This window comes from Elizabethkingia miricola, from assembly GCF_001675285.1.
Taxonomy (GTDB): Bacteria; Bacteroidota; Bacteroidia; order Flavobacteriales; family Weeksellaceae; genus Elizabethkingia; species Elizabethkingia miricola.
Genome location: NZ_LSGQ01000007.1, coordinates 144,291 through 161,808 on the forward strand (window position 1 = coordinate 144,291; position 17,518 = coordinate 161,808).

Annotated in this window: 18 protein-coding genes; 11 read left to right on the forward strand and 7 right to left on the reverse strand. The window is 35.0% G+C overall.

Annotated elements, in window-relative coordinates:
• Positions 1-18 precede the first annotated feature (18 nt).
• The 5 genes from ATE49_RS08900 to ATE49_RS08920 all read right to left on the reverse strand — a co-directional run bounded on the left by ATE49_RS08900 (position 19) and on the right by ATE49_RS08920 (position 3,490).
• The gene (locus ATE49_RS08900) at positions 19-681 is read right to left on the reverse strand and encodes an HAD family hydrolase (protein ID WP_065081886.1); all 663 of its coding nucleotides are present in this window, start codon (positions 679-681) and stop codon (positions 19-21) included.
• A 95-nt stretch (positions 682-776) separates the two neighbouring features.
• A complete protein-coding gene (locus ATE49_RS08905) occupies positions 777-2,171 on the reverse strand; it encodes an alpha/beta hydrolase (RefSeq protein WP_065081887.1) in 1,395 nt (464 codons plus the stop codon).
• Complete coding sequence (locus tag ATE49_RS08910) at positions 2,161-2,745, reverse strand: YIP1 family protein (RefSeq protein WP_065081888.1); 585 nt, start codon at positions 2,743-2,745, stop codon at positions 2,161-2,163. The genes ATE49_RS08905 and ATE49_RS08910 overlap by 11 nt, the downstream gene beginning before the upstream one ends.
• A gap of 3 nt (positions 2,746-2,748) precedes the next feature.
• Positions 2,749-3,147 carry a PH domain-containing protein gene (locus tag ATE49_RS08915; RefSeq protein WP_065081889.1) on the reverse strand — a complete coding sequence of 133 codons (399 nt, stop codon included), beginning with the start codon at positions 3,145-3,147 and terminating at the stop codon, positions 2,749-2,751.
• Between the two features lie 67 nt (positions 3,148-3,214).
• Positions 3,215-3,490: a DUF2089 family protein gene (locus ATE49_RS08920; protein WP_065081890.1), complete on the reverse strand. Its 276-nt coding sequence runs from the start codon at positions 3,488-3,490 to the stop codon at positions 3,215-3,217.
• Between the two features lie 148 nt (positions 3,491-3,638).
• Here ATE49_RS08920 and speB point away from each other — a divergent pair, with 148 nt between their 5' ends.
• From speB to ATE49_RS08940, 4 genes are all read left to right on the forward strand, one after another.
• Entirely contained in the window at positions 3,639-4,493 is an 855-nt protein-coding gene (gene speB, locus ATE49_RS08925; RefSeq protein ID WP_059154324.1) for an agmatinase, read from the forward strand.
• A 103-nt stretch (positions 4,494-4,596) separates the two neighbouring features.
• A complete protein-coding gene (locus tag ATE49_RS08930; protein ID WP_065081891.1) occupies positions 4,597-5,076 on the forward strand; it encodes a BON domain-containing protein in 480 nt (159 codons plus the stop codon).
• 6 nt (positions 5,077-5,082) lie between these two features.
• Positions 5,083-5,502 (forward strand): SH3 domain-containing protein, encoded by a 420-nt coding sequence (locus ATE49_RS08935; RefSeq protein ID WP_065081892.1) that lies wholly within the window; start codon positions 5,083-5,085, stop codon positions 5,500-5,502.
• A 103-nt stretch (positions 5,503-5,605) separates the two neighbouring features.
• Complete coding sequence (locus ATE49_RS08940; RefSeq protein WP_065081893.1) at positions 5,606-8,368, forward strand: TonB-dependent receptor; 2,763 nt, start codon at positions 5,606-5,608, stop codon at positions 8,366-8,368.
• Between the two features lie 261 nt (positions 8,369-8,629).
• Here ATE49_RS08940 and ATE49_RS08945 read toward each other — a convergent pair whose 3' ends face one another.
• Both ATE49_RS08945 and panC read right to left on the reverse strand, forming a co-directional pair.
• Positions 8,630-9,070 (reverse strand): GNAT family N-acetyltransferase, encoded by a 441-nt coding sequence (locus ATE49_RS08945; RefSeq protein WP_065081894.1) that lies wholly within the window; start codon positions 9,068-9,070, stop codon positions 8,630-8,632.
• 2 nt (positions 9,071-9,072) lie between these two features.
• A complete protein-coding gene (gene panC, locus ATE49_RS08950; RefSeq protein WP_065081895.1) occupies positions 9,073-9,915 on the reverse strand; it encodes a pantoate--beta-alanine ligase in 843 nt (280 codons plus the stop codon).
• 111 nt (positions 9,916-10,026) lie between these two features.
• Between panC and ATE49_RS08955 the strand changes: the two genes are divergently transcribed.
• The 7 genes from ATE49_RS08955 to cysD all read left to right on the forward strand — a co-directional run bounded on the left by ATE49_RS08955 (position 10,027) and on the right by cysD (position 17,480).
• On the forward strand, positions 10,027-10,797 hold the full coding sequence (locus tag ATE49_RS08955) for a glycogen/starch synthase (RefSeq protein WP_045183705.1): 771 nt from the start codon (positions 10,027-10,029) through the stop codon (positions 10,795-10,797).
• A gap of 28 nt (positions 10,798-10,825) precedes the next feature.
• Positions 10,826-12,358 (forward strand): DUF4270 domain-containing protein, encoded by a 1,533-nt coding sequence (locus ATE49_RS08960; protein WP_065081896.1) that lies wholly within the window; start codon positions 10,826-10,828, stop codon positions 12,356-12,358.
• A gap of 19 nt (positions 12,359-12,377) precedes the next feature.
• On the forward strand, positions 12,378-14,228 hold the full coding sequence (gene glmS / locus ATE49_RS08965; RefSeq protein ID WP_065081897.1) for a glutamine--fructose-6-phosphate transaminase (isomerizing): 1,851 nt from the start codon (positions 12,378-12,380) through the stop codon (positions 14,226-14,228).
• Between the two features lie 54 nt (positions 14,229-14,282).
• Positions 14,283-15,332 (forward strand): NAD(P)/FAD-dependent oxidoreductase, encoded by a 1,050-nt coding sequence (locus ATE49_RS08970; RefSeq protein WP_065081898.1) that lies wholly within the window; start codon positions 14,283-14,285, stop codon positions 15,330-15,332.
• 12 nt (positions 15,333-15,344) lie between these two features.
• A complete protein-coding gene (locus ATE49_RS08975) occupies positions 15,345-15,761 on the forward strand; it encodes an RrF2 family transcriptional regulator (RefSeq protein ID WP_078678032.1) in 417 nt (138 codons plus the stop codon).
• Positions 15,762-15,842: 81 nt separating this feature from the next.
• Positions 15,843-16,556, forward strand: coding sequence for a phosphoadenylyl-sulfate reductase (locus ATE49_RS08980; RefSeq protein WP_059154332.1), 714 nt, complete (start codon positions 15,843-15,845; stop codon positions 16,554-16,556).
• Between the two features lie 12 nt (positions 16,557-16,568).
• A complete protein-coding gene (cysD, locus tag ATE49_RS08985) occupies positions 16,569-17,480 on the forward strand; it encodes a sulfate adenylyltransferase subunit CysD (protein WP_059154333.1) in 912 nt (303 codons plus the stop codon).
• The last annotated feature ends 38 nt before the right edge of the window (positions 17,481-17,518 follow it).

Consider the following 17,518-nt stretch of genomic DNA (forward strand, 5'->3'; position numbering starts at 1 on the left):
GCCAATTGGCAGCTTTTTTTATTTAAACCATTCTGTAGATGTTTCATAGAGAATTTCGTTATAGTCCGAAATAATCTTTTGAGCTTTGTCATACTTTTGATTTTCTGAATGTATACTCTTATAAGCTACACAGAAAATATCAGCAGAATAGGCGGCTTGTATTCCGTTAGTGGAATCTTCTATAACAATACAGCTGTTTTTATCTTCACCCGACATTTCGGCTGCCAGTTCAAAGATTTCCGGATGAGGTTTAGATTGTTTCAGATCGGCACCACTAATTTTTCCTGCAAAATATTTCTCCAGATCAAATCTTTCAAATACCCAGTTAATAGTATTCATACTGGCTGAGGAGGCTAATATCATTTTTATACCATTTTGATGGTAATTTTCAATAAGATTTCTGACTCCGGGAATAAGATCAAAATCAGGATCGTTATCAAAAAGATACTTAAAGTTTATCCTTTTTTTATCAGCGAGCTCTTGTGGCGTGTGATTCAGATTGAAAAGAGAGATAAGTTCCTGGCAAACACTCAGTGTCGTTTTTCCGGTAAAGGAAGTGAAAAGCTCCTCACTCACATTAATTCCGAATTCATCAAACATTTTGAAATAAGCTTTTCGATGTAATGGTTCAGTATCTACAATAACACCATCCATATCAAAAAGTACTGCTTTTAAAGGCATAAAAGTTTTTTTGCAAAGTTAAGACTTTCTGTAAATGAGGTTCTATATATTATTTAAGAGATTATTAAAGTAATGAAGCAACCTAAATTATAAGTTTATTTTTGATGTTTCTGTATCCAGTTTTTCATAATCTCCAAAGCTTTTGGAGAAAAGGTTTCTTCTATTTCTTCATATTCTTTAGGGCTTCCGGTTTTAGCTGTCTGAAAAAGATGATTGAGTCCGGGGATTTCTAAAACTTCAAAATCCTTATTTCCGGCTTTTGTCAACGCATTTTTTATAGCCTTTAAATTCTCTTCTGGGGTTATCTGAAGATCCAAGCTCCCATTTAGAGCAAGTACAGGAATTTTTACTTTTATAAGGTATTGCTCAGGAGTTGATTTCAGAAATGAAATCATCCATGGAACCATAGAATTAATTAGAATTTCAGATAATTGTACTTGAGCTTTCGCCGGGATTTTAGTTGTATTTTGAGCAAAAAACTTTTCTAATTCCTCATGTGCATCTTTGGAAAAATTATGGCCTTTATATTCCCTTACAAATTTGAAGAAAAAACTTTTCACCTTAATATCATCTTCTATTTGCTCGGGAGTAGCTCCATATACTTCATCGATACGCTTATTTTGTAATGTTAATAATTCATTTCCTGGTAGACCGGGACCTGCAAGAAGTATAATGTTTTTAATGTTTTTACTTTTGGCTGCAACGATTGGAGCAATTGCCCCGCCTTCACTATGGCCTATTAAACCAATATTAGAAAATCCTTTTTGTGCAAGAAAATTAACCGCTGCCATAATATCTGTGGCATAATTTTCTGTTGTATCAGTACTTTTCCCAGGGCTAGATTTTCCTATTCCCCGATCATCCATTCTTAAAGTTGCAATATTGTTATTTCCTAAATAATTGGCAATGACAGCAAAAGGTTTATGATCGTAAAATTCACTATCCCTGTCCTGTTGCCCAGATCCGGTTATAAGTACATATACCGGAATATTTTTGTTATAGTTCTGAGGTGTAGTAAGAGTTCCCGCTAAAAGATTCTTATCTATTGGGTTTGTAATCGTTACTTCTTCTGTATTATAACTATAGGGAGGTTTTGGGGTCTGTGGGCGATTAATTTTTAATGGTTCTTCTTTATCCGGGCCTTTAAATATCCCCAGAACTTTATTATTCTTTGAAAAAGGAACTTTGAAATTTACATTCTGTTTGGAAAATTCGGTATATACTAATATCATTGGAATACCATCTTCTACGGTTTTTTCTGTAGAAATTACTTTTTTGTAATCTCCGAACATACCACTTAGTTGTCCATTTACCATTTCAAGAACAGCTTCCGTCATTTTGTCTTTTACTTCATCATCTTCAAGTTTTATGCTTTCAGTATATCTTTTAGTAAAAAGGTTATTAACAAAGTCGCTTGCGGTTTTTTCTAAATCTTGGGAAAAGACTATTTGGCAAAGCAAAAGTAACATAATAGATAATTTAGTTTTCATAATATGATGTGCTATAGATTAAAGTGAAAAGAATAACAGATATGATAAAAAGAATAACATGAAGTCTTTTTTTCATATTGCAAGCTGTTTTAAAGCCTTTGAAAAGCAAAATATAAGAGTATATAATAATTGACAGAAGGAAGGTTCCAAAGAATGTAATAATGATTAAATCTCCCAAAGGAGGAATTTGTTTTGGAATTTTACCAACAGTTTTAATAACATTGTTTGAAGCGTTATGTATAAAAGAAAGTTGGGTTAGTGGGATGACTAAAATATATGGTATTTGTGAAATTAAGATTGTATTTACAACGTCTATAACTCGGGTGTTTTTATTAATGAATTTCCCTAAGATCAATAATGTTATTATACCAACAAGATTACAGATAAGAGTATTAAAGATAATGCTTTGGAATGTATAAACTTTTAAAGTTTCTTTTTCATTAAAAATGCTTTGCATCTTTATACCATATAATTGTTGAAAATATATATTGATACATAGAAAGATGATTCCATATATTAATAGAGCTTTTTCAGAATAATTTTCAAATGGGTTAAATAGCGTTTTCCAGTTCATAGTTTAAAAAGTGATATTGGGGTTTATTTTTAGTAATTCATTTTTGAACAGATCAAAATCCTTTGGTGAAATAATGATACTGCCATTTTTATAAATAATTTCGATTCTTCCGAATATTGAAGGTGCAGGAGATGAAATAGGATTTTTAGTTCTTTTGACGTTCCTAATATCCGAAATAGGTATTCTGGTACTTCCGAAAATACTATTGCGGATGATAAGTTCGTTTCCGATAATCCGGTAGCTTATTCCCATAATCAGGATGGATACAAATATTATTGCAGGTATCAGAATCGTAAGAGGAATATAATCTTTGTCTGTGAAAACGGAATAGAGCGGAAATAGTAAGGGTACAGCTATAAGTATAATAGTTTCCCAACCAATCTTTACAGGGATATTTTTCATGGGTTAATATTTTGTTTTTTGAGAGTGTTAGGTCAGTCGATTTGATTGTATGTAGATTATTACAAACTTAGGATAGTGTTTTCTTTAGCTTATTGATCTTCTCAATAAGATCATCCATTTTATTTCGCATTGTTGGATAAGAAAGATTAGCCTGTTTGCTCATCTCTTTTATACTTCCGCTGGATAGAAAAAAATCCAGAATAAACTGTTGTTCCTCACGACCAAGTTGAAGATACAGGGGAAGTTCATAATTGCCATTTACGGTAGTGTCACAATTCGTACACTTCATTTGACTTACAATCAGGGTCGATTCACAACTAGGGCATACAACAGGGAGTTTCATTTTATGTCTTTTAATTTTAATAAAGTTAAATATATTTTTAACAAAATTAAAAATTATTTTAAATTATCAAAATGTAATTGTCAATTTTTTTTTCCAGTTCTATTTCTAATTATATTTGTGGAATAATATTTCAATTTTTAATAAAAATATGAGAACATACGCAGGAATTCCTGAAGAGAATGCAACACTGGAAAATTCAAAAGTAATGTTGGTAACTGTTCCTTACGATGGAACTTCAACATGGGGGAAAGGAGCTGATAAAGGTCCTGCACTTTTTCTTGATGCTTCGGAAAATATGGAGCTTTATGATATTGAAACGGGAACTGAGCCTTACCTGAATGGTGTATACATGGCAGGAGAAATTTCTGAAAACTCAACACCAGAAGCAATGACTGAGGCTGTTTATCAGAAAACCAAAGAACTATTGGGTAACGAAGATAAATTGTTTACGCTTTTCGGAGGTGAACATTCTGTATCTATAGGTTCTATCCGTGCAGTAGGAGAGAAGTATGATAACCTTACGGTTCTTCAATTGGATGCTCACACAGATTTAAGACCTGATTTTCATGGATCTACTTCGAATCACGCTTGTGCGGTTTTTGAAGCGAGTCAAAAACACAATCTGGTACAGGTAGGTATTCGTTCTATGGATGTTGAGGAAATGGAGTATGTACCAAAAGGACAATGTTTCTGGGCCCATGAAATTGCAACAAACCCAAACTGGATAGATGATGTTTTAGCAAAAGTATCGGGTAATGTATATATCACAATAGACCTGGATGCTTTTGATCCGTCTATTGCACCTTCTACCGGAACACCAGAGCCAGGAGGCTTGGCATGGTATCCTACATTAGAACTATTGAAAAAAGTTTTCGAGAAGTGCAATGTTGTAGCTTTCGATATCGTAGAGCTTATGGATAGTCCAATGGCGAAGCCAACAGCTTTCTTATCTGCAAAATTATATTACAAAATGTTAGCCTATTATTTTACGGCTAAAAAGTAATTTTAATTTTTTTTAACAGAATAAAACCTTGTGAGCATAATTTTATTTAATAAATTTACGTTCACAAGGTTTTTTATTATAAACTATTAAATTAATCCAACACATGAAAAAAATTTTGACAACAGCTGCATTGGCTATTCTAGTGTCTACTGTAGCAGTATCTTGTAAAAAGAAAAATAACGATGCTGATTTGCAGACTAAAGCTACAGCTGTAGTTGCAGCAGATCCTCAGGCTAAAGTAGAAGTGAAAGATGGTGTAGCTCACCTGTCCGGTACTTTTAAAGATGCAGCGGCCAAAGATCAAATGCTTGCATCTCTTAAAGCTATCGAAGGTATAAAAGACGTAATGGATATGTCTACAGTCGAGGCTCCTGTACAAGTAGAAACAAAAGTTGCTTCTGCTCCTGAAAATCTTCTGAAAGTAAAAGATGCTTTGAAAGATTTCCCAAAAGTAAAAGCTGAGGTAGTAAATGGAGAACTTACCGTTAGTGGTGATGTAACCAAAGAAGATGCTAAGAAAATCAAGCAGTCTATCGATGCATTAAAAGTGGGTAAAGTAAATTATAACTATATCGTAAAATAACAAAAGATGAGCGAACTTCAAGATAAATATGCAAGTGTAATTACAGCTGCACAAGGTGCAGGTATTGGCAACTTACAAGTACAAGAACAGGATGGAATCCTTTATGTATCCGGTAGTGCTTCCAATTCTGCAGCTAAAGATGCTGTTTGGAATGCTTTAGGAGTAATAGATCCTAACTTTACAGCTTCAGATATTAATGTAGATGTACAGGTGTCAGGTCTTCCTGCAGGTACAAACCTTACGGTAAATACAGAGTCTACTAACCTTAATATCCGCGAGACTCCAAGTACTGAAGGTAACATCGTTGGTAAAGCGGCTAAAGGAGAATTGGTAACTCTGGTAGAGCAGACTAACGGCGAATGGTGGTTGGTAAGAACTAAGGATGGCGAACAAGGTTATGCTTATTCAAGATACTTACAATCGTAAATCACTATAAAAATAGTTAAAAAGTATTAAAACTAACTCCCATGCTTGGGAGTTAGTTTTTTTTTATTCTATTTTCGCCTCGCAAACTAATTAACACCTGAATATGAGAAAATTATTTCTACTCTTTATCCTGCTTATAGGGATTTTACACTATGGACAATCACTAAATCTTACAGGTAAAATAGTAGACCAGAACGGTAAACCGATTGAAGATGCTACCGTCTATTTACTAAAACAAAAAGATTCATCAATTATCAACTATACCAATTCCGGAAAAGAAGGAAACTTCAGTCTGAAATTTGATAAAATACAGGAACCAGTCCTGTTTAAAGTAAATGCTGAGCAACAAAAAGAGTATAGTAAAACATATGATAAACTTGAAAGCTCACAAAAGCTTGATGTTATCAAATTAATTACAGAGGTTTCTAAAAATATTGCCGGAGTAGAAATAAAAGGGGCTCCGCCAGTGAAAGTAAAAAAAGACACACTGGAGTTTAATGCAGCTTCTTTCAAAGTAAAACCGGACGGGAAGGTAGAAGAATTGATTAAGTCTTTACCCGGATTTGAAATTAGCAATGATGGTAAAATTACAGCTAATGGCAAAGAAGTAGACCAGATATTGGTAAATGGAAAGCCCTTCTTTGATAAAGATGGTAAAATTGCACTTAAAAATCTGCCCGCAGATTTAATCAAGAAAATTCAGGTAACGACTAGTAAAACGGAAGAAGAACGGGTAAAAGGAGAGAAAGGAAAGTCTAATAATATGAGCGTAAACCTTACCATAGACGAGAAGAAAAATAAAGGCTTTATGGCAAGGGCTTATGCAGGTTACGGATCCGACAAACGCTATGAAGGAAGTGCTATACTCAGTTATTTTAAGAAGAACACAAAAATCAGTCTTTTAGCATCTTCCAATAATATTAATGTTTCCGGTTTTAAAAGCGATGAGGTGTACGAAAGTATGGGATATGGAAGAAATGCTAATTTAATTCAGGGGAATACTTATGTTCAGGAAGGTAACAGAATTATGGTTTCTTCAGGGGACAATGGTGGTGGTATTCTACGCTCTACAATGGTTGGAGTTAACTATTCTGATGAATTGGGTAAGGATGCAAGTCTTAATGGATTGAGTATGTTGTATTCTAAAAACAATCGTGAAACCCGCTCAATTTCGGATAGAACAACCTTGTTGACAGATTATGCACTAAGAACTAAGTCTGAAAATTCTGGTGAAAATGATAGCAGTCAGTATAGTCTGGAAAACAGCTTCAGAATAAAACTGGATAAGAATACCAATTTTTATTTATCCAACTCATTTCTTACCAATAACGGAACAAACATTAATACAGGCGCATCTTCTACCTTTAGGGATGGTACATTGCTAAATGAGAATAATTCTTATAATAAAAACGATTCCAGAAATAATTCAGGTCAATCCCGAATTTATTTTTCAAAAAAATTAAATGAAAAGGGAAGACGTGTAAGCTTTAGTATGTCCGGTAGTGCCGGAGAATCGGTGAATGATAATCTGATTAAATCTGAAACACTTTTCGATCAGGAGCCTGGCAAAAATGATATCAGAAACCAAAGGTCATATAGTAAAGCTCTTAATAACCGTTATGATGTTAGTGCAGACTATGCTGAACCAATCTCTGATTCAGCAAAGGTATCTGTAAGTATGGGTTATAATACCTCTTACAACAGAAATAGCAGGGATGTAAACGACTTTAATTCGGCAACAGGAGATTATTCCAAATTTAATGTTGATTTATCTAATATGATGCGCCAACAGAATAATGCATTTGTACCCAGAGTTGGCTATGAGCTGAATAAGAAAAACATTAATCTATGGGCATCTGCCAACCTTAATGTCACGCAGATGGATGTTAATGCCCGCTATAACGGACAGGATTATAAGCTGAATAAAAATTTTGCCCTTCCGGAATTCAACCTTAATGCATGGAGTAACAAGGATGGGAAAAATATATCGGTATTTGTAGGAAGTAATTATGATATTCCTTCAGCAATGCAGCTGACTCCATATGAGGACAGATCTAACCCATTGATTTCCTATAAAGGAAATCCTGATCTGAAAAACACCTGGAGGTTTTATGGAAATATGTATTATAGCAAATATAATCAGCTAAAAAATACAAATCTATATTTCAACTTTAGTTTCAATTATCAGGACAATGATGTTACCAATAACCGTCATTTTAATAAAGAAACAGGGGGCCAGGAGATTACCTATATTAATGTAAGTGGAAATAAAAGCATTTACTTCGGATCAGGATATACCAAAACCTATAAATGGAAAGATAATAAACTAACAATTGGTCCAAGAGTAACTTTTAATCATCGATTTACTAATGGTTTTGTTGATGGTGACAGATATACAAGTGCAGCTTACTCAGTAACTCCGGGAATTAATTTGACATATGAAATTAAAGATAGAATGACGATAAAACCGTCTTATTCCCTAAGCTATAACCAGACAGATTACAAAAACTATGTATTGGATCAATCGCACACGACAAGCAATGTTTTCAGCCTGCAGTCTATCAATTATTTCGGAAAGAATCAGGATTTTACAATAGAGAATAATTTTACATATACAACCAATACTAATATTGCTCCGGGCTTCAAAAGAGATTTCTATTTCTGGAATGCCAGTTTGGGCTATACTTTCCTTAAGAAGCAAATGACTGCCAAGGTAATGGTATATGATGTACTGAATCAGAATCAGAGTGTGAAAAGAGTGATTACAGATACTTATATTGAGGATCGTGAAGACCTTATTCTGAAAAGATATGTAATGTTTACACTTAGTTATAAGTTTAACAAATTTGGTAGTAAGAAGGGGTAAAGCTAAAGCAAGAAAATAAAAAATGGTCAGATTTTTTCTGACCATTTTTTATGTTTTTATAAGCTCTTGTTTAAATTTTATTACTAACACTCTTCGACAGGCTCAGAGTGACATTGCTTGTCCAAAATACCTTTCTTTTAGGAGTGTCAGACTGAGCTGAGTTTATAGTGAGCCTGATGAACTATCGAAGTCTAAGATTTTTTTGAATCAAAATTTAAACAGGCTCCAAGTCTTGTAAGAGACAATAAATCTATAGTTAGACTATGGTGCCCAATAATAAAAATTAGATTCTGTATCTAATTGAAAATCGGTTTTAGGGTATAAATTGTTTCCAACCCTATTTGTTTTCGACGTTTCCAGAGAGAGCTGGCAAGCTCCGGTTTCTCTGCATAATTCTTTTGCCCTATCAATAAGAGCTACAGATATACCTTTTTGTCTGTATTCCTCTTCTACATAAAGATCATTCAGTAGCCATAGTTTTTTCATTCTTGTGGAAGAAAACAATGGGTACAATTGGGTAAAGCCTACGATCTTTTGATCAGCTTCAGCAATGTAAATCACTGATTCATTATGAGAAATTCTTTCTTCAAGAAAAGATTTTGCTGTTTCATAATCTGCTGTTTTTTTGTAAAAATCTCTGTATTTTTCAAAAATAAGCGTTAGAGATTCCAAATCATGAAGTGTTGCTAGTCTTATTTCCATGGTTAATCCAGATGCATATTATCAATTAACCTCACCTCACCTACAAATACAACAATAAATGCTCTGTAGCTCTTATCCTTGTAGAAAAAGTCAGTTTCCTTGAGCGTTTCTTCATCTGCAATCAGAAAATATTCTAATTCGTAGTCCGATTGTTCAAAAATTTCTTCAACCCGTTTTTTTATTTCCGGAATACTTATCACCCGGAACCATTCATTAACCTTTACTAAGGTTTTGTAAATAAGTGTAGCTCCGTTTCTTTCATCTTCAGATAAACGAGCATTTCTGGAGCTTAAGGCCAAACCGTTTTCTGCTCTGTAAATAGAGACACCATGAATGTTAATCGGGAATTTTTCTATTTCAACAAGCTTTTTAATAATAGCCAGCTGCTGATAATCTTTCTCCCCAAAATAAGCATTGTCAGGTTGTACCTGGCGGAATAACTCTGAAACTACAGTCCCGACACCATCAAAATGACCCGGACGGAATTTTCCTTCCATTTCATTTTCAATACCACCAAAATCATAATGTTTGCTTTCTGCTTTTTCTGGATATATATCTTCAGTACCTGGAATATAAACAGCATCTACACCTACTTTTTCGAGCATTGCAATGTCATTTTCTTCAGTACGGGGATATTTCTTCAGATCATCAGGATTATTAAACTGTGTTGGGTTTACAAACACAGACGAAATTACGATGTCATTATCCTTTCGTGCTTCTTTGTATAAGGACATGTGTCCATCGTGTAAAGCTCCCATTGTTGGGGCAAAACCAATCTTTTTACCTTCTTTTTTTATTGCTGCAATATAATCGCTGAGACTCTGGCGATTGCGGAGAATTTCCATATTCTGAAATTTGAGCAAAATTATTAAAAAATGTTAATTAAAATGTATTACTGGAAAAAGTTGTATTTTTGTAAAATTAACCATCTTAATTACTACTAGAGAAAGATTATTATGCCGAACCAGAAAATTCTATACGTCACTTCCGAGCTATTTCCGTACCAAGAAGACAGTAACATGGCTACGATGGTGAATAAGATGGCCTTGAGAATGTATAATGACGGAAACGATGTTCGTGTTTTCATGCCAAGATTTGGAATGATCAGCGAGCGTAAATTTCAGCTTCACGAAGTGATTCGTCTATCAGGGATGAACATCATCATCAACGACCTTGACCAGCCTTTATTAATTAAAGTTGCTTCTTTACCAAACGAAAGAATGCAGGTATACTTTATCGATAATGAGGAATATTTCAAGAGAAAACAACTGTATTTCGATGATGAGGGAGTCGCTTTTTCAGATAATGACGAGCGCGCAATTTTCTTCGCAAGAGGAGTTATCGAAACAATTAAAAAACTAAACTGGGTACCGGATGTTATCCACCTGAATGGCTGGATGGCTTCATTTATTCCGTTATACCTTAAAACGTTCTATAAGAACGATGACTATTTTAAAGATACTAAGCTTGTTGTTTCTATTTACAATGAGAAAGATGCTGCCTTTGAAAATAATATTGAAGAAAAATTAAAATTCGACAATATCGAAGGACTTACTGCGTTAGATAAACCAAGCTTCAGAAAATTTGTTGGAGAGAGTCTTCAGTTAGTAGATATCGTACTGAAAGGAGATGAATCTTTGGAAGATGATCTGGAATCTATGTATACTGGTGCTACATCCGACAAAAAGGATTTTGTAAGTGCCGACGCTATTAACCAAGTGTACTAAACCAAGTAGCCAATTTTTGATATAAATAATGAAGAAAATAAAGATAATCGCTAACGTTTGTTTTGTTGCGACTATAGGTCTGTTTACGCTGACTTCTTGTGAAGCTGATGCTGATAACCTGGGAAGCCAGTTCTTAGATGGTAATGCCGCAAACGGACTGGAATTCAGTTATCCTGTTATTGCATATAATATAGATAATAAAGATTCTATACGTAGTGATGCCAAAAATCTGACTAATGCTATTTTAGGAGCATTTGATGAGCCTGTATTCGGGATGCACAAGGCTGCTTATGTTACACAATTGCGTCCTTCTGCTTATGGAACGGACTTCGGAACTAATCCAAAAGTAGACTCTGTAGTATTACAAATCCTTCCAAGCTATGTGACGGATTCTGTTACAACAACAACAACTACAATTAACAAAGTTTCAACAGATCAGGATTCTACAAAAACAGTTAATACTTACCCGTTAGTAAAATACGGTAGATCTAAGATTGGAGGAAATCCTGTGAAATTTAAGCTAAATGTACATGAGGTTACTGACTTTCTTTATGATAATACCAAAACATATTTTTCTAATCAGGTAGTTGCTACAGGAGCAAATCCTTTAGGTACTAAGCAAATAGATGGTAATGTAAGAGGTGTGAAAATTACGAAAGTAGGAGACAACTCAGAACTATTAAGTAGAGATCCGGGAATCAGAATTCAGTTGGATAAAAACTTCTTCCAGAACAAAATTATTGCTTACCAAGGGAAAAACGAATTGAGTGATGCTGCTTCTTTCATAAGACATTTCCGTGGATTAAGGCTTTCTGTTGATGAGAATGACGGATTCTTATTCAACCTTAACCCTAATACAATGTCGGTTACAATGTATTATTCCAATGATGTAACGTCTAATAATACAACGACAAGACAACAGAATACTTATACATTCGATTTAGGAACATCCAATGTTCACTTCAGTCAGTTTACGTTTAATAGACCATCAGCACCATCAGCTTATACAACAGCAATGGGGAATATTAACAAGACAACTGGTGATGCCAAATTGTACCTTCAGGGTGCCGGAGGTAATGGTGCTGAGTTTGTAATTCCGACATCAATTATTGAGGGGTTAAGAAATAAATATACACAAGAAAAAGCTGGAATTTTGACCGCGAAAATAAGATTGTACTCCGATGAGAATACATGGAAAAGTGCATTTGCAAAACCTTCCACTTTTACAGTACTTCAGAAGGATATGAAGCAATTTATGGATGACCAAACTGCTTTGGCTGGAGCTGGATATATCCGAGTAAAAGCAACTAATCTGGACAAGAACCCTGCTTACTATGATATTACGATTACCCAGACGGTAAAAAATATCGTAGAAAAAGATGCTGAAAATAAACCTATTGTGATTAATGTTGGTGACTTTACAGCAAATTCACAAACAGGAGCACTTTTAGGCTGGAACTACACTTCAAGAGCTTATACACCAAACAGAGTAGTATTAGTTGGAACCGATGAGTTAAATGTTAATAAGGCTCAGCTGCAAGTCATTTACACTAAAAAATAAAATATAAAAACACAAACAAATGTGCGGAATAGTAGGATATACAGGCTTTAGAGATGCCTATGATATTGTAGTTAACGGTCTTAAGAGATTAGAGTACCGTGGCTATGATAGTGCAGGGATCGTTTTAGAAAGTGCACAAAATAAACTTGAATTAAAGAAAACAAAAGGTAAGGTTTCTGATCTTGAAGAAATTGCAGAAGGATTAAAAAACACTGCACATATCGGAATGGGACACACCCGTTGGGCAACTCACGGTGTACCTAGTGACAGAAATTCGCACCCGCATCTTTCCAATAATGGTAAAATAGCATTAATCCATAATGGTATTATTGAAAATTATGATACCATCAAAAAAATGCTTACTCAGAAAGGATTCGTGTTTCATTCTGAAACCGATACCGAAGTATTGGCTAACTTCATTCAGTATTTTATGGATGAATCCGGTAAAGACTTTCCTGAAGCAGTAAGAACTGCATTAAGCGAAGTTTACGGAGCTTATGCGGTAGCTGTTTTACATGAAGATCACCCTGGACAATTTGTTGTAGGAAGATTAAGTTCTCCTTTAGCAATTGGTTTGGGAGATAACGAATATTTTATTGCTTCCGATGCTTCTCCGTTTGTTGAGTTTACAAAAGAAGCGATTTATTTGGAAGACGGACACATGGCTCTTATCTCTTTAGAAGGAGGAGTAGATATCCGTGTAATCAATGATAATACAAAAGTAGATGCTCAGATTCAGGAACTGAAATTGAGCCTTGAGCAGATTGAAAAAGGAGGATACGATCATTTCATGTTAAAAGAAATTTTCGAACAGCCTAAATCTATTCACGATACAATGCGAGGAAGAATACTTTTAGATGAAGGTATTATCAAAATGGCTGGTATCTGGGACAATCTGGATAGAATTAAAAAAGCAAAAAGAATTGTTATTATTGCTTGTGGTACTTCTTGGCATGCAGGCCTTATCGGTGAATATCTTATCGAAGAGTTTGCAAGAATACCTGTTGAAGTAGAATATGCTTCGGAATTCCGTTACAGAAATCCAATCATTGGACCTAAAGATGTTGTTATTGCAATTTCTCAGTCTGGTGAGACAGCAGATACAATGGCAGCTATTAAACTGGCAAAAGAAAAAGGAGCATTTGTATATGGTATTTGTAATGTAATCGACTCTTCAATTGCTCGTATTACAGATGCAGGTTCCTATACACACGCAGGTCCGGAAATTGGAGTAGCTTCTACAAAAGCTTTTACTGCACAGTTAACAATCCTTTCTCTTATTGCTCTGAAATTAGGTAAGCACAACGGTAATCTTAACAATACAGAATTCATGAAATATCTGTATGAATTAGATGCCCTTCCTAAGAAGGTTGAAGAAGTATTGGAGTCTTCACACGATACTGTGAAGAAAATGGCAAAAGATTTTGTTGACGCTACGAACTTCTTGTATTTAGGAAGAGGTTATAACTTCCCAGGAGCTCTTGAAGGAGCTTTGAAACTGAAAGAAATTTCTTATATCCATGCTGAAGGTTATCCTGCAGCTGAAATGAAGCACGGTCCAATTGCACTTATCGACGAAAATATGCCGGTAGCTATTATTGCTCCTAAGCAAGGACATTACGATAAAATTGTAAGTAACGTTCAGGAGATTAAAGCAAGAAAAGGAAAAGTTATCGCTATTGTAAACAAAGGCGATACTCAGGTTGCTAACATGGCAGACTATGTAATTGAATTCCCTGAAACTTCTGAGTGTTTCTCTCCAATAGTTTCCGCTATTCCGTTACAGTTATTATCTTACTATATTGCAGTTTACAGAGGTGCAAATGTGGATCAGCCAAGAAACCTGGCAAAATCTGTTACAGTAGAATAAATATCATATTGAGTATAATCGAAAACCTGAGTATCTTTGCTCAGGTTTTTTTGTATGGAAAAGTTAGATTACATCATTGTAGGGGACGGATATGCCGCCATGTTTTTTGCACATCAGCTGTTGAAAAGTGGAAAGACTTTTAAATTGTTTTCAGAGGGAAATAGAGCGGCATCACATATTTCGGCCGGAGTTTGCAATCCTGTTGTATTGAAGAGGTATAACAAAATATGGAATGATGAGGCACAAATGGACTATTTACCGGTTATCTTTGATGAGATTGAAGAATACCTGCATAAAAACTATTTAATTCAGGAAAATGTAGTTCGTATATTTCACGATGAAGGTGAGCACAAGTTATGGCTTAAAAAAGCTTCACAGGAAAAATTTGAAGATTATCTGGATTCAGACATACAGCAACTGTCCAGTGTTGAAAATCCTTTTGGTATAGGAAGAGTGAAAAACTCTTGTCGTCTGGATGTTCGTAATTTTTTCACAGATTTTTTTAATTTTTTAGAGGAGAAAAACGCGTTAATAAAAGAAAGGTTTAATTATGAAATATTAAGCACGGATCAGAATTCTTACAATGACTATACTTTCGATAAAATTATTTTTGCCGAAGGGACTGGGATAAAGGATAATCCTTATTTCTGCGAAATACCTGTGAAACCCAACAAAGGACATCGTTTTAGTCTCCGACTGGAAAAAGATACAGAAGCTTTTGTGATTAAGAAGAAACATTTTCTGTTCAGATTTTCCGGAGATGAATATTACTATGGCGGAACATATGACAGAGATTCTGAAACCCATGAGATTGAAGAAAAAGCTGTAGAAGAATTGAAAAAGGGACTTGAAGAAGTGTATAAGAGTTCTTACGAAATTGATGAGATATCAACTGCTTTCCGTGCTACGGTTGCAGACAGAAGACCTATAATTGGACGCCACGAAATACATCAGAATCTTTATATTTTTAATGGATTAGGTGCAAGAGGTGTACTGAATGGCAGCTATTTTTCTAAGCAATTATTCGATTTTATAGAACATGGAATTGAATTTCATGAAGAGGTAGATGTAAAAAGATTTTCTCAAATCGGGAAAATATCTTAAATTGCACAGATTATGATGTCCAAACGGTGTAAATACGCTTTGAAAGCGATGGTGAGGCTGGCGAGAAACTATAAAAATGGATTCTTGTCGACGGCCATTATTGCACAAGAGGAGAATATTCCCAAAAAATTTCTGGAACAAATTTTACTGGAACTAAAAAGAGCCAAGCTTGTAAACAGCAAGCAGGGTATAGGTGGAGGTTATTATTTACTTAAATCTCCCGATGAAGTTTCTTTAGCAGATTTGTACCGCATTTTCGAAGGGCCAATTTCTTTAACGCCCTGCATTTCCCTTAACTATTATGAAGCTTGCGACGATTGTGTTGATGAGGAAGCTTGTTATCTTAGACATGAATTAATCAACGTTCGTGAGAAAACTCGTAAAAGTATGATGGAGGCTACATTAACTGCCTTTATGAATAGGAAGTAATTTTTTTTAAATCTAAACACTACTAATTTGGTAGATTTAATAGAATTAATATATATTTGCAAAATCAATTTTGAATCTGAAATGGAAAATAGTCTGAAAATACAACTGAATGAATTGCTGGAAGGGATATCGGAAACCCTTTCTAATACAGAGGTTTTACAGTTACTGGTAGACAGGTTTCCGAAAGAGGTAATCTTTTCTACCAGTTTTAGTTACGAGGATCAGGTTGTAACACATTTGGTAAAAGATCTTGATGTGGATATTTTTACACTGGATACAGGAAGGCTTTTTGAGCAGACTTACGAAACATGGTCAGCAACAAAAGCTTTTTTCAAAAAAGATATCAAAGCTTTTTATCCGGACGCAGAAGTATTGGGGAAATTTGTAACTGAGAATGGACCCGATTCATTTTATCGTTCTGTAGAAAACAGAAAAACCTGTTGTAATATCCGCAAAGTACAGCCTTTGAAAAAGGCACTGCAGGGGTATAAAGTTTGGGTTACCGGATTGAGAGCGGAACATTCTGCCAACAGACATAGTATGTCCCCATTGGAGTGGGACGCAGACAATCAGATTATAAAATATCATCCATTGCTAGACTGGACAACTCAGGAAGTAAAGGACTATGTAAAAGGAAACAGACTACCATATAATTATCTTCATGAAAAGGGTTTTGTAAGCATTGGATGTGAACCATGTACCAGAGCTATTCAGGAAGGAGAAGATTTCAGAGCCGGCCGCTGGTGGTGGGAAGATGCTAATAAAAAAGAGTGTGGTCTGCATATTCACCAATAAAAAAGAAAACAAATGTCAACAATAGAACAAGCCAATTATTTAGAACAGTTAGAGTCCGAATCTATTTATATTCTGCGTGAAGTAGCCGGACAGTTTGAACGTCCTGCGTTGCTTTTTAGCGGAGGGAAAGATAGTATTACACTGGCGCATCTGGCTTTTAAAGCTTTTAGACCTGGAAAAATTCCATTCACCTTTGTTCATGTAGATACAGGGCACAATTTCCCGGAAGCATTAGACTTCAGAGATGCTCTGGTAAAAGAGTTGGGAGTAGATCTTGTGGTACGTAAAGTGGAAGATACAATAAAGAAAAAAAATCTTACAGAACCAAAAGGTAAATTCCCGAGTAGAAACTGGCTGCAGACTTTCACGCTGCTGGATACGATTGAAGAATTTGAATTTGATGCCTGTATTGGTGGTGCTAGAAGGGATGAAGAAAAAGCACGTGCAAAAGAGAGAATCTTTTCAGTACGTGATGAGTTTGGACAATGGGATCCAAAACTTCAGCGTCCGGAACTGTGGAATATTTTCAATGGTAAGATTCATAAAGGGGAAAATGTGCGGGTTTTCCCGATTAGTAACTGGACAGAGTTGGATGTATGGAACTATATCCGAAAAGAGAAAATAGGATTACCATCTATTTATTTCTCTCATGACAGAGAAGTAGTAGATCTGAACGGACAATGGATTGCCAATTCTGAACATGCTTCTCTGGATGCCAATGATCTGATAGCTACAAAAAGAGTACGTTACCGTACTGTAGGAGATATGACTTGTACAGCTGCTGTAGAATCTAATGCTGAAACAATAGATGAAGTGATAGATGAAATTATAGCAACCCGTATTTCGGAAAGAGGAGAAACACGAATCGATGACCGGGTGACTGAGGCTGCAATGGAAGACCGTAAAAAAGGGGGATACTTTTAACATCAGTAATTGGTAATAAGCAATGAGTAATTATTCAT